At 71.0% G+C, this 22372-nt stretch carries 18 protein-coding genes; 6 read left to right on the top strand and 12 right to left on the bottom strand.

The features are described 5' to 3' along the window. Positions 1 to 400: 400 nt before the first annotated feature. Both ACFRU2_RS38380 and dapA read right to left on the bottom strand, forming a co-directional pair. Positions 401 to 2086, bottom strand: a complete 1686-nt coding sequence (locus ACFRU2_RS38380) for a ribonuclease J (RefSeq protein ID WP_382980947.1) — start codon at positions 2084 to 2086, stop codon at positions 401 to 403. 116 nt (positions 2087 to 2202) lie between these two features. Next, positions 2203 to 3102, bottom strand: coding sequence for a 4-hydroxy-tetrahydrodipicolinate synthase (dapA, locus tag ACFRU2_RS38375; RefSeq protein WP_382980946.1), 900 nt, complete (start codon positions 3100 to 3102; stop codon positions 2203 to 2205). A gap of 427 nt (positions 3103 to 3529) precedes the next feature. Here dapA and ACFRU2_RS38370 point away from each other — a divergent pair, with 427 nt between their 5' ends. Continuing rightward, positions 3530 to 3769: a hypothetical protein gene (locus tag ACFRU2_RS38370; RefSeq protein ID WP_243337485.1), complete on the top strand. Its 240-nt coding sequence runs from the start codon at positions 3530 to 3532 to the stop codon at positions 3767 to 3769. A gap of 48 nt (positions 3770 to 3817) precedes the next feature. Beyond that, positions 3818 to 4375, top strand: a complete 558-nt coding sequence (locus ACFRU2_RS38365; RefSeq protein WP_375957531.1) for a PH domain-containing protein — start codon at positions 3818 to 3820, stop codon at positions 4373 to 4375. 59 nt (positions 4376 to 4434) lie between these two features. On the opposite strand, the gene ACFRU2_RS38360 is transcribed toward ACFRU2_RS38365, so the two are convergent. The 6 genes from ACFRU2_RS38360 to eccD form a co-directional block, all read right to left on the bottom strand. Beyond that, positions 4435 to 4887 carry a hypothetical protein gene (locus ACFRU2_RS38360; protein ID WP_266954845.1) on the bottom strand — a complete coding sequence of 151 codons (453 nt, stop codon included), beginning with the start codon at positions 4885 to 4887 and terminating at the stop codon, positions 4435 to 4437. A gap of 19 nt (positions 4888 to 4906) precedes the next feature. Next, positions 4907 to 5659, bottom strand: coding sequence for a 4-hydroxy-tetrahydrodipicolinate reductase (gene dapB / locus ACFRU2_RS38355; RefSeq protein ID WP_382980945.1), 753 nt, complete (start codon positions 5657 to 5659; stop codon positions 4907 to 4909). 75 nt (positions 5660 to 5734) lie between these two features. Beyond that, the gene (locus ACFRU2_RS38350; RefSeq protein WP_382980944.1) at positions 5735 to 7114 is read right to left on the bottom strand and encodes a M16 family metallopeptidase; all 1380 of its coding nucleotides are present in this window, start codon (positions 7112 to 7114) and stop codon (positions 5735 to 5737) included. Further along, on the bottom strand, positions 7111 to 9333 hold the full coding sequence (locus tag ACFRU2_RS38345) for a polyribonucleotide nucleotidyltransferase (RefSeq protein WP_382980951.1): 2223 nt from the start codon (positions 9331 to 9333) through the stop codon (positions 7111 to 7113). The genes ACFRU2_RS38350 and ACFRU2_RS38345 overlap by 4 nt, the downstream gene beginning before the upstream one ends. 296 nt (positions 9334 to 9629) lie before the next feature. After that, positions 9630 to 9917, bottom strand: coding sequence for a 30S ribosomal protein S15 (gene rpsO / locus ACFRU2_RS38340; RefSeq protein WP_254385843.1), 288 nt, complete (start codon positions 9915 to 9917; stop codon positions 9630 to 9632). Positions 9918 to 10089: 172 nt separating this feature from the next. Beyond that, positions 10090 to 11595 (bottom strand): type VII secretion integral membrane protein EccD, encoded by a 1506-nt coding sequence (gene eccD / locus ACFRU2_RS38335; protein WP_382980943.1) that lies wholly within the window; start codon positions 11593 to 11595, stop codon positions 10090 to 10092. Positions 11596 to 11833: 238 nt separating this feature from the next. On the opposite strand from eccD, the gene eccCa reads away from it, so the two are divergent. Both eccCa and ACFRU2_RS38325 read left to right on the top strand, forming a co-directional pair. Beyond that, positions 11834 to 15817 carry a type VII secretion protein EccCa gene (eccCa, locus tag ACFRU2_RS38330; RefSeq protein ID WP_382980942.1) on the top strand — a complete coding sequence of 1328 codons (3984 nt, stop codon included), beginning with the start codon at positions 11834 to 11836 and terminating at the stop codon, positions 15815 to 15817. Positions 15818 to 15926: 109 nt separating this feature from the next. Next, entirely contained in the window at positions 15927 to 16175 is a 249-nt protein-coding gene (locus tag ACFRU2_RS38325) for a DUF397 domain-containing protein (protein ID WP_382980941.1), read from the top strand. Between the two features lie 88 nt (positions 16176 to 16263). Here the strand turns inward: ACFRU2_RS38325 and ACFRU2_RS38320 are convergent, their stop codons facing one another. The 4 genes from ACFRU2_RS38320 to eccB form a co-directional block, all read right to left on the bottom strand. Next, complete coding sequence (locus tag ACFRU2_RS38320; protein WP_274549813.1) at positions 16264 to 16572, bottom strand: WXG100 family type VII secretion target; 309 nt, start codon at positions 16570 to 16572, stop codon at positions 16264 to 16266. A 62-nt stretch (positions 16573 to 16634) separates the two neighbouring features. Further along, positions 16635 to 16976, bottom strand: a complete 342-nt coding sequence (locus ACFRU2_RS38315) for a WXG100 family type VII secretion target (protein WP_250749227.1) — start codon at positions 16974 to 16976, stop codon at positions 16635 to 16637. 216 nt (positions 16977 to 17192) lie between these two features. Continuing rightward, on the bottom strand, positions 17193 to 18443 hold the full coding sequence (mycP, locus tag ACFRU2_RS38310; RefSeq protein WP_382980940.1) for a type VII secretion-associated serine protease mycosin: 1251 nt from the start codon (positions 18441 to 18443) through the stop codon (positions 17193 to 17195). Then, positions 18443 to 20029, bottom strand: a complete 1587-nt coding sequence (gene eccB, locus ACFRU2_RS38305) for a type VII secretion protein EccB (RefSeq protein ID WP_382980939.1) — start codon at positions 20027 to 20029, stop codon at positions 18443 to 18445. The genes mycP and eccB overlap by 1 nt, the downstream gene beginning before the upstream one ends. 260 nt (positions 20030 to 20289) lie before the next feature. On the opposite strand from eccB, the gene eccE reads away from it, so the two are divergent. Together eccE and ACFRU2_RS38295 are read left to right on the top strand one after the other, a co-directional pair. After that, on the top strand, positions 20290 to 21573 hold the full coding sequence (eccE, locus tag ACFRU2_RS38300; RefSeq protein WP_382980938.1) for a type VII secretion protein EccE: 1284 nt from the start codon (positions 20290 to 20292) through the stop codon (positions 21571 to 21573). Further along, positions 21570 to 22349 carry a hypothetical protein gene (locus tag ACFRU2_RS38295; RefSeq protein WP_382980937.1) on the top strand — a complete coding sequence of 260 codons (780 nt, stop codon included), beginning with the start codon at positions 21570 to 21572 and terminating at the stop codon, positions 22347 to 22349. The genes eccE and ACFRU2_RS38295 overlap by 4 nt, the downstream gene beginning before the upstream one ends. Positions 22350 to 22372: the final 23 nt, after the last annotated feature.

The following is a 22372-nucleotide window of genomic DNA, read 5'->3' as shown; positions in this document are numbered from 1 at the left end:
ACAATTACTGGGGCTTTCCTCCGGGCTTTCGTTCTGTTCTGTTCTTGCGTTTCAGACTCTATCAGAGTCTGTCTCGCTTGTTTTCCGCCTTCCAGTTCTTCGCTTTCGCGCTTTCCCTTTCCGGCGATTCCAACTCTACCAGATCATTTCCGTGCTCTGCTTCTCGAAAGTCGCAGTCGGCTTGGATTTGAATTGGACGGCCATTGGAGAGCCATTCCCTTTCGGGCGAGCCAGACTTTATCAGGTTTCCCTGCTCTGGAATCCCACCCGCCCGCATCGACACGGCCGGGCACACGTGTGTGCCGGGGGGTCGTGCGAGGTGGAGACGTAAACGTACTGGAGCGGGGCCCCCGGATGCAAATCCGGTTGCCCCGCTCCGGTGTGGTCGCTACGGCGAGGGTCAGACCTCGACGACGACCGGGAGGATCATCGGGCGGCGGCGGTAGCCGTCCGAGACCCACTTGCCCATCGTGCGGCGGATGAGCTGCTGGATCTGGTGCGGCTCGGCCACGCCGTCGGCCGCTGCGCGGGCGATGGCTTCCTCGATCTTCGGCAGGACGGAGGCGAACGCCGAGTCCTCGATGCCGGAGCCGCGGGCCTGGATGTTCGGGCCGCTGACGATCTTGCCCGTGGTGCTGTCCACCACGACGTAGACCGAGATGATGCCCTCGTCGCCGAGGATCTTGCGGTCCTTGAGGTGGGCTTCGGTGACGTCGCCGACCGAGAGGCCGTCCACGTAGACGTAGCCGGCCTGGACCTTGCCCGAGATGCGGGCCTTGCCGTCGATGAGGTCGACGACGACGCCGTCCTCGGCGATGACGATGCGGTCCTTCGGTACGCCCGTCAGGGCGCCGAGCTCGGCGTTGGCGCGCAGGTGGCGCCATTCGCCGTGGACCGGCATCAGGTTCCGCGGCTTGCAGATGTTGTAGAAGTACAGCAGCTCGCCTGCGGAGGCGTGGCCGGAGACGTGCACCTTGGCGTTGCCCTTGTGCACGACGTTGGCGCCCCAGCGGGTCAGGCCGTTGATCACGCGGTAGACCGCGTTCTCGTTGCCCGGGATGAGCGACGAGGCCAGGATGACCGTGTCGCCCGGGACGATCCGGATCTGGTGGTCGCGGTTCGCCATGCGGGACAGGGCCGCCATCGGCTCGCCCTGCGAGCCGGTGCAGACGAGGACGACCTCGTTCGGCGGCAGGTCGTCGAGGGTCTTGACGTCCACGACGAGGCCGGCCGGGACCTTCAGGTAGCCCAGGTCACGGGCGATGCCCATGTTGCGGACCATCGAACGGCCGACGAAGGCGACCCTGCGGCCGTACTCGTGGGCGGCGTCGAGGATCTGCTGGATGCGGTGCACGTGGCTCGCGAAGCTCGCCACGATGATCCGGTTGTTGGCGCTCGCGAAAACGTTGCGCAGGACGCCCGAGATCTCGCGCTCCGGCGGGACGAAGCCCGGGACCTCGGCGTTCGTCGAGTCCGAGAGGAGGAGGTCGATGCCCTCTTCGCTCAGACGCGCGAAGGCGTGCAGGTCCGTGAGGCGGCCGTCCAGCGGCAGCTGGTCCATCTTGAAGTCACCGGTGGCCACGACCATGCCGGCGCCGGTGCGGATGGCCACGGCCAGGGCGTCCGGGATGGAGTGGTTGACCGCGATGAACTCGCAGTCGAAGGGGCCGAGGTTCTCGCGCTCGCCTTCCTTCACCTCGAGGGTGTAGGGGCGGATGCGGTGCTCCTGGAGCTTGGCCTCGATGAGCGCCAGCGTCAGCTTGGAGCCGATCAGCGGGATGTCCGGCTTCTCCCGGAGGAGGTAGGGGACGGCGCCGATGTGGTCTTCGTGGCCGTGCGTGAGGACGATGCCCTCGATGTCGTCGAGGCGATCCCGGATGGACGAGAAGTCCGGCAGGATCAGGTCGATGCCCGGCTGTTCCTCTTCGGGGAAGAGGACACCGCAGTCGACGATGAGCAGGCGGCCGTCGAACTCGAAGACGGTCATGTTGCGGCCGATCTCACCGAGCCCGCCCAGGGGGGTGACCCGAAGGCCGCCCTTGGGGAGCTTCGGCGGCGGACCCAGTTCAGGATGCGGATGGCTCAAAAGGTTCTCCTTCACCACGCGCGGCCACGTACCCGTCGAGGCACGTGGCGCGCATGTCATTCGTGCACTTGCTGTTGTCTTGTGTGGTTCTGCTTATTCAGTTGTGAAGTCTGATGTCAGAGCTGTACCCCGCCGGCGGCAAGATCGATCTTGAGCTGCGCCGTCTCTTCGGCGGTCAGCTCGATCAGCGGGAGCCGCAGCGGGCCCGCGGGCAGGCCCTGCAGGTTCAGCGCGCCCTTGGTGGTGATCACACCCTGGGTGCGGAACATGCCGGTGAAGACGGGGAGCAGCTTCTGGTGGATCTCGGTGGCCTTCTGGACGTCGCCGCCCAGGTGGGCCTCGAGCATCTCGCGGAGCTCGGGGGTGACCACGTGACCGACCACGGAGACGAAGCCGACCGCGCCGACCGACAGGAGCGGCAGGTTCAGCATGTCGTCGCCGGAGTACCAGGCCAGGCCGCTCTGTGCGATGGCCCAGCTGGCGCGTCCGAGGTCGCCCTTGGCGTCCTTGTTGGCAACGATACGGGGGTGCTCGGCCAGCCGGACGAGTGTTTCCGTATTGATCGGGACACCGCTGCGGCCCGGGATGTCGTAGAGCATGACCGGGAGCTCGGTGGCGTCGGCGATCGCCGTGAAGTGCCGGAAGAGGCCCTCCTGCGGCGGCTTGCTGTAGTACGGGGTGACCGCGAGCAGGCCGTGGGCGCCGGTGCGCTCGGCCTGGCGGGCCAGCTCGAGGGTGTGACGGGTGTCATTGGTGCCGATGCCGGCGACCACGTGGGCCCGGTCTCCGACCGCTTCGAGTACGGCTCGTACGAGGTCGTTTTTCTCCGCGTCAGTGGTGGTCGGCGACTCACCGGTGGTGCCGTTGATGATCAGGCCGTCGTTGCCTGCGTCCACCAAGTGGACGGCGAGCTGCTGCGCGCCGTCGAGGTCAAGTGCGCCATCCGCCGTAAACGGCGTGATCATGGCGGTGAGGACCCGCCCGAAGGGGGTCTGCGGAGTCGAGATCGGAGCCATGGGTAACACGCTACTCGCTGCCATGCTCGCGGTGTCCCCTCGGGGGACGTGATGAGGGTGTTGGAGCCCGGCACTGCCTGCTCGGGGGTTCAAGCAGTGCCGGGTCCGTTTGATCAGCCTAGATGAACTTTACGAAACGTGGCAATACGGACACTTCAGACTTGTTCCGTACATCCGTGCGGAAACGGAAGATCCACGCATACAGGGCGGCGGGGCCGAACGAGCGGCCGGGGCGGCCGGTCCGGCCGGGGGCCTCCGCGCTCCCGGCTGCCGGGCTGACGCACGAGCTGACGCAGCGCCATAAAATTTGGTTAATGTCCCGAAAATCGGCACCGATCGGGCCTTTCGCACGTCCTACTTCGTAGAACGTCCGCCCGTCCCGCCACCGCCGCCCCAAGGGCCCTGACCCCGAGGAGAGTCGTTCCCCATGTTCCGCCGGCGCGAACCCGTCCCGTTCGCCTTCGTCGCCGAGGCCGACCGATTCCGCAGCAACGTCACTCCGCCGCCGCGCGAGAGTCTGAGCAAGACCCAGATCGCCGCCCGTAGTCTGGTCGGACTGACCGTCGTCGCGGGGCTCGTCGGGTCCCTGCTCTTCGGCATCCCCGCACTGCAGCCGAGCCACGCACCGGCGAAGTCGCAGCAGTCGGAGGCCTCCGAGGGGCGGTAGCCTCACGGGCACAGTCCAACCGAACGTGCATGTGAGTGAGGTCCTGCCGTGCCCCTGCCCTTCCTGACGGCCGACGGCGCATTCGACGCGCACGACACCGGGGAGACGCTCCCCTACGAAGACCCCGACCGCTGGCGCCGCCCCTACCGTCCGGGGCCCTGGCGGGTGGCCATTGCCGCCGTGCTGCTCCTGCTCGGCTCGTTCATGCTGTTCGCCACCGTGATCATCGTGGCCGCCGGCACCTGGACCGGCGCCCTCGGCGGTCTGCTCGCTTCGCTCGCCGTGGTCGGCTCCGCCCTGCGGCTGCTGCGCACGGGCGTCTGGGTGAGCCCCAAGGGGCTGCGCGTGGCGGGGTTCTTCACGACCCGCTCGATCCCCTGGAACCAGGTCGGCGAGGTCCGCACCGTGCAGCAGCCCGTGCGCTGGCTCGGACTGCCGAGGACCGTGCAGGGCCAGGCCCTGACGGTCGCCGCGCGCGGCGGCGCCGAGCTGCCGGTCCTGCTGACCGACCACAACGCCGATTTCCTGTCGCGGACCGAGGCCTTCGACCGGGCCGCCGGCTCGGTCGAGGCCTGGGCCGACGAGTACCGGGCCGTACCGGTCTGAGACAGCCCGCCCCACGCCCCCGAGAGGGCGTCACACCCGCACGGGAAGCCCGTACAGGCTCAGGCTTGTACGGGCTTTCCGTCGTGCAGGGAGATGGCCCGCTGCATGGCCTTGCGGGCCCGCGGGGTGTCGCGGGCGTCGTGGTAGGCGATGGCGAGGCGGAACCAGCTGCGCCAGTCCCCCGGCGCGTCCTCCGTCTCGGCCCTGCGGCGCGCGAAGACCTCGTCGGCCGAGTCCCGCAGGATCCGGCCGTACTTGTCCCGCTCCAGCTCGTCCACCGGCAGTCCGCCCTCGGCCTCCAGCTCGGCTCCGAGCTGGTTGGCCTTGGTGACGAACTGGGTGTTCTTCCAGAGGAACCAGACGCCGATGACCGGCAGGATCAGCACCGCCACCCCGAAGGTGACGGTGAGCCAGGTCCCGTGCCGGATCAGCATCAGGCCCCGGCTGCCGACCAGGACGAAGTACACGACCAGGACCGCGGCCGTGATGAAGTAGAGGATCTTCGCGCGCATGGGTGCAGCCGCCTGCTCGTCAGCCGAGTTCGAGGAAGTTTTCCAGGCCGAAGGTGAGGCCCGGGGTCTGCGTCACGCGGCGTGCGCCGAGCAGGATGCCCGGCATGAAGCTGCTGTGGTGCAGGGAGTCGTGACGGATGGTCAGGGTCTCGCCCTCGCCGCCGAGGAGCACCTCCTGGTGGGCCAGCAGGCCGCGGAGGCGGATCGCGTGCACCGGGACGCCGTCGACGTCCGCGCCGCGCGCGCCGTCGCGCGCGGTGGCGGTGGCGTCGGGCTGCGCGCCGAGGCCGGCCTGCGCACGGGCGGCCGCGATGAGCTGCGCCGTACGGGTCGCCGTGCCGGAGGGGGCGTCGACCTTGTTCGGGTGGTGCAGCTCGACGACCTCGACGGACTCGAAGTACCGGGCCGCCTGAGCGGCGAACTTCATCGTGAGGACGGCGCCGATGGAGAAGTTCGGCGCGATGAGCACACCGGTCGCCGGGGAAGCGGCGAGCCAGGTGTTCAGCCGGGCGAGGCGGTCCTCGGTCCAGCCGGTGGTGCCGACCACTCCGTGGATGCCGTGGCGAACGAGGAACTCGAGGTTCTCCATCACCGAGGCGGGAGTGGTCAGCTCGACCGCGACCTGGGCGCCGGCCTCGGCCAGCGTCTCCAGCTTGTCTCCGCGGCCGAGGGCGGCCACCAGTTCCATGTCCTCGGCGGCCTCGACGGCCTTGACCGCCTCGGAGCCGATGCGGCCCTGGGCGCCGAGAACTGCCACGCGCAGCTTGCTCATGTCATTCCTTAAAGTGCGTACGGACCCGGGCCCTGTCCCGGGGCCCGGGCAACGTGCTCCCGGGGGTTCGCCCGGCTAGGCGACGGCCTCGTCCAGACGGGCCGCCTGCTTCTCCTTCAGCGGGCCGATCACCGCGAGCGAGGGCCGCTGGGCCAGGACGTCCTGCGCGACCGAGCGCACGTCGTCCGGGGTGACCGCCGCGATCCGGGCCAGCAGGTCGTCGACCGACATCTGGTCGCCCCAGCACAGCTCGCTCTTGCCGATGCGGTTCATGATCGCGCCGGTGTCCTCCAGGCCGAGGACGGTGGACCCGGACAGCTGGCCGACGGCCCGCCGGATCTCCTCGTCGGTGAGCCCGTCGGCGGCCACCTTGTCCAGCTCGTCGCGGCAGATCCGCAGGACGTCGTGGACCTGGTTGGGGCGGCAGCCGGCGTAGACGCCGAAGAGGCCGGTGTCGGCGAAGCCCGAGGTGTACGAGTACACGCTGTAGGCGAGGCCGCGCTTCTCCCGGACCTCCTGGAAGAGGCGGGAGGACATGCCGCCGCCGAGCGCGGTGTTCAGTACGCCCAGCGCCCAGCGGCGCTCGTCGGTGCGGGCCAGGGCCGGCATGCCGAGGACCACGTGGGCCTGCTCGGTCTTGCGGTTGACCAGCTCGACGCGGCCGGAGGTGCGGATCCGCTTGGTCCCGGAGCGCGGACCGACCGGTTCGGCGTCGGTGCGGGTCAGGGCGCCGGCCTTCTCGAAGGCCGCGCGGACCTGGCGTACGACCTTGTTGTGGTCGACGTTGCCCGCGGCCGCCACGACCAGGTGGGTGGGGTCGTAGTGCTTCTTGTAGAAGCGGCGGATCCGGTCGGCGGTGAGCGCGTTGATCGTGTCGACGGTGCCGAGGACGGGGCGCCCGAGCGGGGTGTCCCCGTACATCGTCTGGGCGAACAGGTCGTGGACCATGTCGCCCGGGTCGTCCTCGGTCATCGCGATCTCTTCGAGGATGACTCCGCGCTCGGCGTCGACATCGGATTCGAGGATCAGCGAGCCGGTGAGCATGTCGCACACGACGTCGATGGCCAGCGGCAGATCGGTGTCGAGCACCCGCGCGTAATAGCAGGTGTACTCCTTCGCCGTGAAGGCGTTCATCTCGCCGCCGACCGCGTCGATCGCGGAGGAGATGTCGAGGGCACTGCGCTTCTCGGTGCCCTTGAAGAGGAGGTGCTCCAGGTAGTGCGTGGCGCCGTTGAGCGTGGGCGTCTCGTCCCGGGAGCCGACGTGCGCCCAGATCCCGAAGGTGGCGGAGCGGACGGACGGCAGGGTCTCGGTGACGACGCGCAGTCCGCCGGGGAGGACCGTGCGGCGGACGGTGCCGATGCCGTTGGCGCCCTTGAGCAGTGTTTGGGTACGGGCGACGGCCCGCCCCTCCGAAGAGGGGCGGGCCGTCACACGGGAACTACGCGACGTCACTTGTCGGAGTCGTCCTTGTCAGCGTCGTCGCCGGCGGCCTCGCCGTCGATCACGGGGATCAGGGAGAGCTTGCCGCGGGAGTCGATCTCGGCGATCTCGACCTGGACCTTGGTACCGACCGCGACCACGTCCTCGACGTTCTCCACGCGCTTGCCACCGGCGAGCTTGCGGATCTGCGAGATGTGCAGCAGGCCGTCCTTGCCGGGCATGAGGGAGACGAAGGCACCGAAGGTGGTGGTCTTGACGACCGTACCCAGGTAGCGCTCGCCGACCTCCGGCATGGTCGGGTTGGCGATCTGGTTGATCGTGGCGCGGGCGGCCTCGGCGGCCGGGCCGTCGGCGGCACCGATGTAGATGGTGCCGTCGTCCTCGATCGTGATCTCGGCGCCGGTGTCCTCCTGGATCTGGTTGATCATCTTGCCCTTGGGGCCGATGACCTCACCGATCTTGTCCACCGGGATCTTGACGGTGATGATCCGGGGGGCGAACGGGGACATGGCGTCCGGCGTGTCGATCGCTTCCATCATCACGTCGAGGATGTGGAGGCGGGCGTCGCGGGCCTGCTTGAGGGCGGCGGCCAGAACCGAGGCCGGGATGCCGTCGAGCTTGGTGTCCAGCTGGAGCGCGGTGACGAACTCCTTGGTGCCGGCGACCTTGAAGTCCATGTCGCCGAAGGCGTCCTCCGCACCGAGGATGTCGGTGAGGGCGACGTAGTGGGTCTTGCCGTCGATCTCCTGCGAGATCAGGCCCATGGCGATACCGGCGACGGGGGCCTTGAGGGGCACACCGGCGTTCAGCAGCGACATGGTGGAGGCGCAGACCGAGCCCATGGACGTCGAGCCGTTGGAGCCGAGAGCCTCGGACACCTGGCGGATCGCGTAGGGGAACTCCTCGCGCGTCGGCAGGACCGGCACGATCGCGCGCTCGGCGAGCGCGCCGTGGCCGATCTCGCGGCGCTTCGGCGAACCGACGCGGCCGGTCTCGCCGACCGAGTACGGCGGGAAGTTGTAGTTGTGCATGTAGCGCTTGCGGGTCACCGGGGAGAGGGTGTCCAGCTGCTGCTCCATGCGGAGCATGTTGAGGGTGGTGACGCCCAGGATCTGGGTCTCGCCACGCTCGAACAGCGCCGAGCCGTGCACGCGCGGGATGGCCTCGACCTCGGCGGCGAGGGTACGGATGTCCGTGATCCCGCGGCCGTCGATGCGGACCTTGTCCTTGATGACGCGCTCGCGGACCAGAGCCTTGGTGAGGCTGCGGTACGCGGCGGAGATCTCCTTCTCGCGGCCTTCGAAGGCCGGGAGGAGCTTCTCGGCGGCGATCTCCTTGACGCGGTCCAGCTCGGCCTCGCGGTCCTGCTTGCCCGCGATGGTCAGCGCCTGGGAGAGCTCGCCCTTCACCGCGGCCGAGAGGGCCTCGTAGACGTCGGCCTGGTAGTCCAGGAAGACCGGGAACTCGCCCTCGGGCTTGGCAGCCTTGGCGGCCAGGTCCGACTGGGCCTTGCAGAGGACCTTGATGAAGGGCTTCGAGGCGTCGAGACCGGCGGCCACGACCTCCTCGGTCGGCGCCTCGGCGCCGCCCTTGACCAGGGCGATGGTCTTCTCGGTGGCCTCGGCCTCGACCATCATGATCGCGACGTCGCCGTCCTCGAGCACGCGGCCCGCGACGACCATGTCGAAGACGGCGTCCTCGAGCTCGGTGTGCGTCGGGAAGGCAACCCACTGGCCGCGGATCAGCGCGACGCGGACGCCGCCGATCGGGCCGGAGAAGGGCAGACCGGCCAGCTGGGTGGACGCGGAGGCGGCGTTGATCGCCACGACGTCGTACAGGTGGTCGGGGTTGAGCGCCATGATCGTCGCGACGACCTGGATCTCGTTGCGCAGGCCCTTCTTGAAGGACGGGCGCAGCGGGCGGTCGATCAGGCGACAGGTGAGGATCGCGTCCTCGGAGGGGCGGCCCTCGCGGCGGAAGAACGAGCCGGGGATCTTGCCGGCCGCGTACTGGCGCTCCTCGACGTCCACCGTCAGGGGGAAGAAGTCGAGCTGGTCCTTGGGCTTCTTCGACGCGGTGGTGGCGGAAAGCACCATCGTGTCGTCGTCCAGGTAGGCAACGGCGGAGCCGGCGGCCTGGCGGGCCAGACGGCCCGTCTCGAAGCGGATGGTGCGGGTGCCGAAGGAACCGTTGTCAATGACGGCCTCGGCGTAGTGGGTCTCGTTCTCCACTAGCGTTTTCTCCATTTTCGTCGTCTCCGTCCGCCACCCGTGTGGTGGTGGACGGTTGCGGAGAAGCGCTCCTGGCGTGCGGGCCGGTCTTCGATCGAAGCAGCCGGGCGAAGCCGCGTATGGGCTTTCCGGATGCCACTACCGAGGACCGGCGGCGTGGGAGGGCGCTCCTCCTCTTCGGTTGTGCGCGTCTTACGACGCGGACGCTTCCAGACTACAAAGCGTCCGGTACGTCGCGCACGTACAGCAAAGGGAGCGGCCCACTCAATGTGGGAACCGCTCCCTTCACAGCGTCTTTACTTGGCGCCGGCCGCACCGCGGCGGATGCCGAGGCGCTCGACCAGCGTACGGAAGCGCTGGATGTCCTTCTTGGCCAGGTACTGCAGCAGGCGGCGACGCTGGCCGACCAGGATCAGCAGACCACGACGGGAGTGGTGGTCGTGCTTGTGCGACTTCAGGTGCTCGGTCAGGTCCGAGATGCGGCGGGACAGCATCGCGACCTGGACCTCGGGGGAGCCGGTGTCGCCCTCCTTGGCACCAAACTCTGCGATGATCTGCTTCTTGACTGCGGCGTCGAGCGGCACGCGTACTCCTCGTAATAGGTCTTCATAGCCACCGAGTGCCCCAGGTCGAATTCTCTGGGGATCTTCCGTAACTCGGGAGGCGGGGTCCGCTGAGCGCAGCCTCCGGATGATTCCGGGGGCGCGTACACAAACGGCCGTCACACAGCGTACCAGGCTGCCGCAGCCCCTCGTCTCAGCTGGTGAGAGCGCGGGCCCGGGCGTAGACGTCGAGCACGGCCAGGGCCAGCGGGACCAGGCTGAGGAGGACCGCCGCCTCGGTGAGGTCGAGCAGCCGCCCCCAGAAGGGTGACAGACCCTTGCGGGGAATGACCAATGCAATTCCGGCGAAGAGGGCCGCACCGGCGGCGACGGCGGCGGAGAGCCAGAGCGTACGGATCTCCAGGCCGCTGTGGTCCCCGTACAGCGCGAGCTCCCTGAGCAGGGCGGCCGGCGGGTGCATGGCGAGGCCCAGGACGAGCAGGCCCAGGGCGGCGAAGCCGGCCACGAGGGTGCAGGCGACCTGGGAGGTGTAGCGGAAGAGGCGGGCGCGCAGCAGCATGGCGAGGCCGGTCGCCAGGGCCAGGAGCCGGGCCCAGGTGTTGTCCGAGAAGCCGAGGACGGCGGCCGAGCCGACGGCGACGGCGGCGCAGCCGCCGACGAGGCCGAGGAGCATCTCGTGGCCGCGGCGGGCCTGGGCGGCGATGGCCTCGGCGTCGAGGGGGGCTCCGGAGTCGTGCCCGTCGGCGGCGGAGCGCTCACCGTACGGCTCGCTCTCGTAGCGGTCCGGAGTCTCGTACTCGGCGGTGGCGCTCTGCGGGGCGGCGTAGCCGATGGGGAGGCGGGCGAAGCGGGCGGAGAAGCCGGGGAGGAAGGCGACGAGGCCGATGGCCGCGGGGGCGCAGACGGCCGCGGCGGAGGTCGCGCCGGCGTCGGCGGTGATGGCGGCGAACGTGGCCAGGGTCCCGGTGGCGGCGAGGAAGGTGGTCGCGACGAAGGGGGCGTCGCCGTCGGGGGTGAGCGCGACGAGGGCGACGGAGGCGACGAGCACGCAGACGCAGCCGAGGAGGAACTGGAGCCGGCCGGGTCCCTGGCCCGCGGCGGGGGCGATGATGCCGGCGCCGGCGAGCAGCAGGTGCGGTACGGCGGCGAGGCCGAGGGCGACGGCGGAGCCGCGGTCGCGGTAGACCCGGGCGCGGACGCCCGCGGCGGCGGTGAGGAGCACGCCGACGGAGCCGGCGATGATGCCCGGCAGTCCGTGCATGTCGTGCAGGACGGGGTCGGCGTACCAGAGGACGAAGCCGAGGAGGACGAAGAGGACGGCCGCGCCGGTCAGGCCCGCGCCGCGCAGCATGTCGTCGCTCCAGCGGTGGCGGTCGCGCACCACGGCGGCGGCGACGGCGTCGGAGACGTCGTCGAAGACGGCGGGCGGCAGGGATTCCGCGAAGGGGCGCAGGCTCAGCACTTCGCCGTCGAGGACCTGCTGGGCCGCGAGGGTGCGGGCGCCGTCGAGGACGGTGCCGGAGCGCAGGACCAGGTGGAAGCCGGTGGGTGCGCCGACGGGCTGGGTCTGGCCGGTGAGGCGCAGCAGCTCGGGGTAGATGTCGGCGACGGCGATGTCCTCGGGGAGGGCGACGTCTATGCGGCTGTCGGGAGCCACGACGGTGACCCTGCGGAAGCCGGTCGCCTCGGCGGTGTTCACCTGATGCCCCCCGGTGGGTGTGTGCGTTGGTGTGCGTGCGGGTGCGCCGGTGACGGTGGTCCGCCCGCCGGTGCGCAGCCGATTCGCGGATGCGCATGCTGCGCGCGCCACCCTACCGGGAGGGCGGATGACTGTCGGCAAGTAGGATCACCTCTCTGCGGAGGAGACCCCCTTCGCGCCCGGGACTTGAGGGCGCCGGTTGCGACGTCCCGTCTGTTTTCGAGGGATTGATGCTCCGGTGAGCCAGATCGTCGTCAAACGTCCGCCCCGGTCGCTGCCGCCCGAAGTGCCTTCGGACGAACTGAGGCTCGAGGCACCGCCGGAACTTCCCCGGGGGCAGCAGGAGGGCGTGCTGATGCAGCTCCTCCCGATGCTCGGGATGGGCTCGTCCGCCGTGTTCTTCTTCATGCCGGGTGCCGCGCCGTTCATGCGCATCATGGGCGTGCTGATGATGGTGTCGACGGTGGGCATGCTCGTGGCCCAGCTGGTGCGCCACCGGCGCGGTACGCAAGGGCAAATGGCGGATATCCGGAGGGACTACCTCAAGTACCTGGCGCAAACCCGTCGTCAGGTACGCAGGACCGCGCGGGCCCAGCGTGACGCGCAGCTCTATCTGCACCCGGCGCCCGAGCAGTTGTGGTCGGTGGTGGCCGAGGGCTCGCGGCTGTGGGAGCGGCGGGTCGGCGACGCGGACTTCGGGCAGGCCCGGCTGGGGCTGGGCGCGCAGCGTCTGGCGACCCCGCTGGTGGCTCCGGAGACGGCGCCGGTGGACGAGCTGGAGCCGCTGACGGCGGGTGCCATGCAGCAGTTCCTGAGGGTGCACTCCTCGCTGGACGGGCTGCCGATGGCGGTGTCGCTGCGGGCGTTCTACCACGTGACGGTGTCCGGGGAGCCGGAGTCGGCGCGGGGCACCGCGCGGGCGCTGGTGGCCCAACTGGCGACGCTGCACTCCCCCGAGGACCTGATGGTGGCCGTGGTGGCCGCACCCGGCGCGGTGGCGGAGTGGGACTGGGTGAAGTGGCTGCCGCACACGCAGGTCCCGGGTCAGATCGACGGGGCGGGCACGAAGCGGCTGTTCGGCGACGACCTCGCCGAGCTGGAGGGGCTGCTCGGTTCCCGGCTGGAGGGGCGGCCCCGGTTCAGCCGGGAGGGTTCCCCGGTGCTGGACCAGCCGCACGTGGTCCTCGTACTGGACTCGGGTTCCCGCGGGGGTCTGGTACCTCAGGACTCGGTGTTCGCGGCGGCCGAGGGACTGCAGGGGGTCACCGTCGTCGAGGTGGTGGCCGGCGAGCTGGACGAGGCGCGCGGCGGGCTGTCGGTCGTGGTGCGGCCGGGCCGGCTGCGGCTGGAGTCCGGTGCGGGCTTCGCCTACGAGGGTCTGCCGGACGCCCTGTCGCTTCCGGCGGCCGAGGCGCTGGCCCGGCAGCTGGCGCCGCTGCGGACGGGCGGCGGGGACGAGGACGAGCCGCTGCTGGCCAATCTGGACTTCACCGACCTGCTGAACCTGGGCGACGCGGCCGCGGTGGACGTGGCCCGGACCTGGCGGCCGCGCTCCGCCGGCGAGCGGCTGCGGGTGCCGATCGGGGTCGGCGAGGACGGCTCCCCCGTGATGCTGGACCTGAAGGAGGCCGCGCAGGAGGGGATGGGCCCGCACGGGCTGTGCGTGGGCGCGACCGGTTCGGGCAAGTCGGAGCTGCTGCGCACGCTGGTGCTGGGGCTGGCGGTCACGCACACCTCGGAGACGCTGAACTTCGTGCTCGCCGACTTCAAGGGCGGTGCGACCTTCACCGGGATGGGGCAGATGCCGCACGTCGCGGCGGTCATCACCAACCTGGCGGACGACCTCACGCTCGTGGACCGCATGGGCGACTCGATCCGCGGCGAACTGCAGCGCCGTCAGGAGCTGCTGCGCTCGGCGGGCAATTACGCGAACATCCACGACTACGAGAAGGCCCGCGCGGCGGGTGCTCCGCTGGAGCCGCTGGCCTCGCTGGTGCTGGTCATCGACGAGTTCTCCGAGCTGCTGACCGCGAAGCCGGACTTCATCGACATGTTCATCCAGATCGGCCGCATCGGCCGGTCGCTGGGCGTGCACCTGCTGCTTGCCTCGCAGCGGCTGGAGGAGGGCAAGCTGCGCGGGCTGGACACGTACCTGTCGTACCGGATCGGTCTGCGGACCTTCTCGGCGGCGGAGTCGCGGACCGCGATCGGCGTGCCGGACGCCTACCACCTGCCGTCGGTGCCCGGTTCGGGCTACCTGAAGTTCGGTACGGACGAGATGACGCGCTTCAAGGCCGCGTACGTCTCGGGCACCTACCGCTCGGGCGGGCCCGATCTGTCGGTGGGGCTGTTCCCGGTGGAGCGGCGGCCCGTGCTGTTCACGGCGGCGCCGGTGCCCGTGGTGTACGCGGCTCCGGACCCGGCGTACCTGTCGGCGCGGGCGGCGGAGGCCGAGCGGGCCGGGCAGGGCGACGACGCGCTGGCGGACACGGTGCTGGACGTGATCGTGGGACGGCTGGAGGGGCAGGGGGTGCCGGCGCACCAGGTGTGGCTGCCGCCGCTGGACCAGGCTCCGCCGCTGGACCAGTTGCTGCCGGCGCTGGCGCCGTCGCCGGAGCGCGGGCTGCACGCGGAGGGGTACACGCGGCCGGGCGGTCTGGTCGTACCGCTCGGGCTCATCGACAAGCCGTTCGAGCAGCGGCGCGAGGTGCTGTACCGGGACTTCTCGGGTGCGGCGGGCCACATGATGGTGGTCGGCGGTCCGCAGTCGGGCAAGTCCACGCTGATGCGGACGCTGATCTCCTCGTTCGCGCTGACGCACACCCCGCGCGAGGTGCAGTTCTACGGGCTGGACTTCGGCGGCGGCGGTCTGTCCTCGCTGGCCGAACTGCCGCACGTGGGCGGGATCGCGTCCCGGCTGGACCCGGAGCGGGTGCGGCGTACGGTCGCGGAGGTGGCCGGGGTGCTGCGCCGGCGCGAGGAGTTCTTCCGCGCGAACGGCATCGACTCGATCGGCACCTACCGGCGCCGGCGGGCCGCGGGCGAGCTCCCCGGGGAGGCCTGGGGCGACGTGTTCCTGGTCATCGACGGCTGGGGCGGCTTCCGGGGCGAGTACGAGGCCCTGGAGCAGGTCGTCACGGACATCGCGTCCCGCGGGCTGGGATACGGCATCCACGTGGTGATCACGGTCGCCCGGTACATGGAGGTCCGGGCCGCGCTGAAGGACCAGATCCTGAGCCGGCTGGAGCTGCGGCTCGGCGATGTCATGGACTCCGAGTTCGACCGCAAGGTGGCGGCGAACGTCCCGACGGGGATGCCGGGCCGCGGCCAGGTCGCGGAGAAGCTGCACTTCCTGGGTGCGCTGCCGCGGGTCGACGGCTCGCACGCGGCGGAGGACCTGTCGGAGGCGACGGCCGCCTTCGTGGACGCCGTGAAGCAGAACTGGGCCGGCCAGGCCGCCCCCGGCGTCCGGCTGCTGCCGCGGCTGCTCCACGCGGACCAGCTCCCCAAGGGCGGGGAGTACCCGGAGCGCGGGATCGCGATCGGCATCGACGAGACCGAGCTGGAGCCGGTGTTCGTCGACTTCGAGACCGACCCCTTCCTCCTCGTGTTCGGCGAGAGCGAGTCGGGCAAGACGAACCTGCTGCGGCTCATCGCGCAGCGGATCTCGGAGCGCTACGGCCCGGACCGGGCCCGGCTGGTGGTCGGCGACTACCGGCGCAGCCTGCTCGGTGCGCTGCCGGAGGAGCACCTGCTGGAGTACGCGCCGATGGCGAGCTCCCTGCAGATGCACATGGAGGCGCTGGCCGGGGTGTTCGCCCGCCGGCAGCCCCCGCAGGACGTCACTCCGCAGCAGTTGCGCGACCGCAGCTGGTGGACGGGACCCGACGTGTTCATCATCATCGACGATTTCGACCTGGTGGCCACGAGCCAGGGCAATCCGCTGGCGCAGCTGGTGGAGTTCCTGCCGTTCGCGCGCGACACGGGGGTCCGCTTCATCATCGCGCGCAGTTCGGCGGGTGCCTCGCGGGCGCTGTACGAGCCGTTCATGCAGCGGATCAAGGAGCTGGGCGCGCAGGGCGTGGTGCTCTCCGGCGATCCGTCCGAGGGGGATCTGGTCGGCAACGTGCGGCCGCGTCCCATGCCTGCGGGCCGGGCCTCCTTCGTCTCGCGCAAGCGCGGGACCTCGCTGATCCAGATCGGGCGGATGCCGGGGATATAGGGCGGTGCGCGGGGGCCGGGGGTCCGGAAGGGTTCTGCAAAGCTCCCCGCGCGCGGCTGGTCAGCGTCGATAATCGGCAGGGATCGCACCACCGAAGGAGAGGCCGCGCATGGGCACTCAGCAGGAGAAGGACGAGCTGTACGGGCTCGACATCAGCGGCGTCGAGTGGGAGGGCCCGCCCGGAACCTCTCCCGACGAGGAGCGGGTCGAGATCGCCCGGCTGCCCGAGGGCGCGGTGGCGATGCGGTCCTCGCTGGACCGGGACACGGTGCTGCGCTACACCGCGGCCGAGTGGGAGGCGTTCGTGCTCGGGGCCAGGGACGGGGAGTTCGATCTCGACCGGGAGCCTCCGAGCTGAGTTCCGTACGTGGGGCATGAGGAAGGGGCGCGCCCGATGCGGGCGCGCCCCTTCCTCGTGCCACGTGGTGCGTGGCGTGCCGTGCGGCTCAGTAGGCCTCGGTGAACAGGCGCGAGGCCTTCACGTCGGTGGCGCGGTAGTCGTTCTTGCCGCGCTCGATCAGGTCCGCGACCAGGCGCAGCTGGGCGCGCATGTGGTCGGCCTTGCCGTTGTACTTGCGCTGCAGCTCGACGTACTGGGCGTGCGCCTCGCCGTCCCAGGTGTCGGTGACGACCGTCAGGGCCGCACCCATCTCGTCGAGGTCCTTCTTGATGTTGTCCGAGACGATGCGGATGCGGTCCGCCATCACCTGGACGCTCTCGTACTGGACCTTGGTGTGCCCGTCGTTCGCGGTCATGCTCTTCTCCTTCGCACGGGGCGGGGCAGGTGGGTGAGGAAGTGGGTCAGATCCCGAGTGGGTCAGATCCCGTTCAGGGCGGAGGTGTTGCCGCCGCCGCTGGACGCCTTGACCGTCTGGAACGCCGAGACCACGTCGTCGTCCTGCGCGTTGCTCAGGTTCTTGGTCTGCCCGACCGCGTTGTGCAGGACGCCGAGCAGCCGGCGGATCTCGTCGTGGTCCTCGTTGACGACGGTCTGCGCGGAGGTGAACCCCGACGCACCCACACCGGTCCAGCCCGCGCTGACGGTGGCGAGGATGTCCGCCAGCTCCCGGGACTGCCGGGTGACGCTGTCGGCCGTCTCCGAAATCTTGTTCAGTGCCTGCTTTACCGGGTCATCAGCGAGTCCGAAATTGTTGGTCATCCGAAGCTCCTCATCTCTCAATTCGCCAGACAGAACCGGCGGATCGCGCGGCGGAGCGGTGCTTCGAGGGGGCGGTTTTCAGCCACGCGCCCCCGGATCCCCTCCGCTTCACACACCATCCCCGATCACAGTCGTGAAGCCTCCGATCACTGTAGTCAGTTGATCGGCCTTACCCAACACAGCCCTTTGGGATCTGTTGATGAACCGTGACACCGTTCACAGCAAACGGCGCCGTCTCTTCCGCGCGTCCCGGACCACCGTGGCGGTACCGGCGATCACGGCGATGAGCACGCCGCCGATCCCCAGCGCGTACGTGCCGAGCCGCTCGTCGCGCTCGCGCGCCGTCTCGCTCGTGCGCATCGCGGCCGGTTCCGGGGCCGCCGCGCGGGGCGGTCCGGGGTCCGGTACCGGGGCCTTGGGGGGCTCTGCTCCCACGGCGGACTGGGTGAGCGCGCGGACCGGGTCGACCACGCCCCAGCCCACGTAGTCGTCGTGGCCGTTGACGGAGCGCTCCGCGGTGTTCTGGAGCTGCCAGACCACTTCCTGCGCCGTCCACTGCGGGTGCTTGGCGCGCAGCAGGGCGGCGACCCCCGCGACGTAAGGGGCGGAGAAGCTGGTGCCGTTGTCCACGCACTGGCCGAAGCCGGGGACGGTGGAGACCATGTCGACCCCGGGCGCCGCGATGCCGACGAAGGAGCCGGGCTGGGAGAAGGCGGCGCGCTCGTTGTTGCGGTCCGAGGAGCCCACGGCCAGGACGCCGGGGAAGGCCGCCGGGTAGGTGGGGCGCTTCTTCCCGGTCAGGCCGTCGTTGCCCGCCGAGGCGACGACGACCACGTTGGCCTCCACGGCCTTCTTGACGGCCTGGCCGAGCTTGGAGTCCTGGGTCATCGGCACCTCGGTGTCCTGCGAGATGTTGATGACCTGGGCCCCCTTGGCCACCGCGTGCGTGATGGCCTCGCTCAGGGTCTCGGCGTTGCCGTTGCCCTGCCCGTCGTTCTGCCGGATCGGGATGATCGTGGCCTCGGGGGCGAGCCCGACGAAGCCGGTACCGGCCTTCGGGCGGGCCGCGATCAGCCCGGCGACCTTGGTGCCGTGCCCGACGGTGTCCTCGGTGCCGTCGCCCTTGGCATCGAGGAAGTCCCGGCCGGCCCCGATGTCGAGGGCATCACTGAGCTGCGGGTTGACCCGGTCGACGCCGGTGTCGATGACGGCCACCCGGACGCTCTTCCCGTCCTTGGAGCGGCCCTTGGTCTCCGCCCAGAGCTCGTCGAGCAGCAGGCGCTGGAGCGCCCAGGGCCGGTCCTCTATCTGCTTCTTCATCGGGAAGGTGCACTCGCCGGCGCCCGCGAGGCGCAGGGGGTACGGAGTCTCTCGGACGCTCCCGTACGAGGGCTGCGGCGCGGCCCCCAGGGTGAGGGCGGCCGCCGCCAGCAGGGCGGCGAGGGCGGGCTTCGCTGTGCTCGGCATCACGAACCCTGGGGCTGGCGGGCGGAGTTGCTGTCGAGGCGGGGCCCCTTGGAGAGGAACTCCGACCAGGCGATGGGCACCGACACCGGGACCACGTTCGCGTATCCGAGCCGGGCCTGGGCCTGGCTCGGCGCGGGGCGGCCGTCGGAGGCGGCGGGCCCGCCCTGGCCGGAGCTCGCGCTCGGTCCGGGTGAGGGCTGGGCCGCGTCGCTGTCGCCGTTGGCCTGGACGGCGTACCGCAGGCCGGTGTCGGTGACCAGGAAGAGCGCGCCGCCCGCGGTGGTCTGGCGGCCCTGCGTCTGGGTGTAGAGGAGGCCGGTGCCCGGGGTGACGTAGGCGCTCGTGCCGGTGGCGGTGATGTCGACCGGGAATCCGGTGCCGGCCCAGGTGCTCAGCGTCTGACCGCCCTGGGCGTCCACCGAGCGCAGCACGCTGCAGACGGTGTCGCGGGCGCCGTCCGCGGGGGTGGCGCCGGTGGCGCGGACCTCGTTGATCCGGTCGGTCTTCTTCAGCGGCCACTTCGCGTCGCCCTTGAAGGGCGTGCGGTCCGGGTTGATGGACTGGAGGTCCACCTCGTGGGGCTTGCCGTGCATGTCCAGCCGGTCGGTCGCGGGCGAGGAGATCATCAGCCAGGCGACGAAGTCGGAGACGGGGACGACCTTGCCGGGTACCACCAGGTAGTGCTGCGCACCCGCACCGGTCACGGCCTTCAGTACCATGCCGACCTTGTCGTCGGCGCTGGCCAGGCCCTTGACCCCGGCGGCCGTCCCGGCCTTGGCGCCCGGCAGTTCGGGGAAGGCCAGGTCGTCGCCGGAGCCGAGGGTGGCCAGCCACTCCTCGGTGACCGGCTGCGGGACGGCGCTGCCGCCGACGAGGGCGTTGGTCATGGTGCGTGCGTCCGCGGTGCCCTCGGGGAACTTGTACTTCATGCCCGCCGCGTCGACGAGGTAGCGGGCCCTGCCCTGGCCGGTGCTCTGGACGTACAGGGCCTGGGAGTCGGAGAGCCTGCGCCCGTCGTCCATGAGCTTCGCCTCGCGGTCGGCCAGGACGAAGGCGGCCGTCTGCACGCCCTTGCCGTTGCCGCCGGGCTGCTGGCAGACGGCCCAGCGCTTGGCCTTCCCCGCCTCCGCCGGGGCGGGCAGCCGGTCGGGGGCGTACGGGATGCCGATGATGGGGCCGCGCGGGAGCTTGCCCGCGTCCAGCACCTTGTCCTCGACCTGGACGACCTTGGCCTTGTTCGGGTCGAGCAGCAGCCGGGCGGAGGCGAGGTTGAGCACCGGGTGCAGGCGGGTCTGGTCCTTGCCGTCGACCTTGGTGGTCAGGACGACGTAGCGGGTCGTCGAATCCTTGCCGACGATGACGTGGTCGCCGGGGGTATCCCAGCCCTTGGGGGCCGTCGGCTTGAACATCCCCCAGGCTCCGAAGGCGGCGAGGACGAGCGCCGCGGTGATGACACCGGGCAGGACGGCGCGCAACGGTCGCGGAGCGCCCTCCTCCGACCCGCTCGCGGAAGGCTGAAGGAACGCGGCCACCGTGCGTCGCTTCGCAAAGGTGTACGCGTTGAGCTCGTCACGTCGTGAGGCCATGGCCGCCTGATTCTCCCCGCACGGCCCGGTCGATGGGTACGGTCGCCGGGCCTCTGTTGTCCGACCGGCCACCTACTATGCCTCTTGACGGAGGGCGGGTGGGGGCCGGGTAGGGTGAGGCAGCCGCTCCACGCCTTCCTGGCCGGGGGAAACAGGGGTGTTGGGGCGGATTGGGGAGATTCCGGGGGCGAGCGGCCGGCTGTCGCGCGTGCTGCCGGGGCTCAGGGGTACGAACCCCGGAAAGATGAGGTGCGCGAGTGATGGCCACTGCCGTGAGGCCGCGGACCGGGGCGCCCGCACCCGCGCCCGCCGGAGTGACGCCGCATCCGAAGTCCGGCCCGGGGCGTTTCGGGCCGTTCCGATTGCAACAACTCGTGCTCCTCCAAGTCGCCGCGGCAGCGCTGTTGGCCGCCTGGGTGGTGGATCCGCTGCTGCTCGCGCCGGCCGGTGTGCTCGCCCTGATCCTCGTCCTGCTCGCGGTCGTACGCAGGCACCGGCGCTCGCTGCCCGAGTGGATCGGCGGCGCACTGGCGCTGCGCGCACGCCGCCGCCGGGCCGCCGCCACCGCGGTGCCGGCCGGCACGGAGCCGGGGCTGGCCCCGCTCGTCGAGGCCGAACCGGCGTTGCGGACGCTCACGTTCAGCGAGCGGGAGCGGGACCGCGACCGGCGGCCCGTCGGAATGGTCGGCGACGGCACCTTCCTGACCGCGGTGGTCCAGGTCGACATGGACGCCACCGCGCTGCGGCCCGACCGGGCGGAGCGGCCGCTGCCGCTGGCCCTCGTACGGGACGTCCTCGAAGTGGACGGCATCCGGCTGGAGTCCGCGCAGCTCGTGCAGCACACCCAGCCGGCGCCGGCACCGCACCTGCCGGCCCAGTCGATGGCCACGCGCAACTACGCCCCGCTCCAGGCCCTGACCGGGAGCCCGGCGGTGCGCCTCACCTGGATCGCGCTCAAGCTGGATCCGGAGCTGTGCCCCGACGCGGTCACCGCGCGCGGCGGCGGGCTGCCGGGTGCGCAGCGGTGTCTGGTGCGGGTCGCGGACCAGTTGGCGAGCAGGCTCGCGGGGGCGGGTTTCCGCGCGACGGTGCTCACGGAGCAGGAGCTGACGGGCGCACTGGCCACGTCCTCCTGCGCGAACCCGATGGCGATCACCCAGGCCGGGCGGTCGGCGGCCACGGGGCGGCGCACCGAGGAGACCCCGCGGACCTGGCGCTGCGACGACCGGCGGCACACCACGTACTGGATCAGCCGCTGGCCCCAGCTGGGCGGGAGCGGGGCGGGACTTCCGCAGTTCGTCGCACTGTTGACCTCGCTGCCGGCGCTGGCGACGAACTTCAGCCTGACGATGACCCCGACGGCTCGGCACGAGGTCACGCTGGCCGGGCACGTGCGGGTCACCGGGCGCAGCGACGAGGAACTGGTCGCTGCGCGGCGCGGACTGGAACAGACGGCTCGGGGAGTCAAGGCCGGGCTGGTGCGGCTGGACCGGGAGCAGGTGCCGGGGCTGCTGGCGTCGCTGCCGCTGGGAGGAGCGCGATGAGGGGCGTTGGCTCTACGAGGCGTGCGGCGCGGGGTTCGGCTGCGGGGTCGGCGCCGAGCTCGGGGGTCCGGACATCGGTGCGGGGCGGCTTCGGGCTGGTCGGCCCGCGCCGGGAGCGGCACGTGCTCCAGGCGGCGGAACTGGACGCGCTCGCCCTGCCCATCGGGGACGACGGGGTCGTCATCGGCGTGGACTCGGGGGGCCGCCCGGCGGTCCTCGGCGTCAACCGGCCGACACCGTACGAGGTCACGCTGATCGGCGGCCTGTGGACGGCGCAGGTCCTGGCCCTGCGGGCGGCCGCCACGGGGGCGCGGGTCACGGTGGAGACCGGGCGCGGCCAGGTGTGGTCCGGGCTCGCGCAGGCCGCGGGCGGTGGCCAGCAGTGCGTGACCCTGCACGACGTGGGCCGGGTGCCGCCGCAGGGCGCGTCGGCGGGCAGTCCGGTCCTGGTGATCCGCGACTGCGGCATGCGGCCGCCGCGGGGCCGCGTGGCGGCGGGACCCTGGCAGTCGGTCCTGACCCTGCTCCCGTACCTGAGCCCGGCGGCTCCCCGCCTGGTGCGCAACGCCTCCCTCGTCGGCATCCAGCGGGTCTCCCCGGACGAGGCGGAGCAGCTCGGCCGCCTGATGCGGCTGCCCGCGGCGGCGGTGGAGTCCCTGCCGACGCTGGGCGACGGGGTCACGCTGTGGTGCACCGAGCGGGACCGGCAGTTCGTGATGACCCAGCCGACGGACGCCGAAACGGGCCTGCTGGGCCCGGCCCGTCGCATCGACTGAGCCCTGGGGGCCGCCTGGCCGGG

The organism is Streptomyces sp. NPDC056883 (genome assembly GCF_042788835.1).
In the GTDB taxonomy this organism is placed as follows: domain Bacteria; phylum Actinomycetota; class Actinomycetes; order Streptomycetales; family Streptomycetaceae; genus Streptomyces; species Streptomyces stoeckheimensis.
The sequence above is the reverse complement of the archived record's forward strand: the minus strand, read 5'-3'. Positions and strand labels throughout refer to the sequence as shown.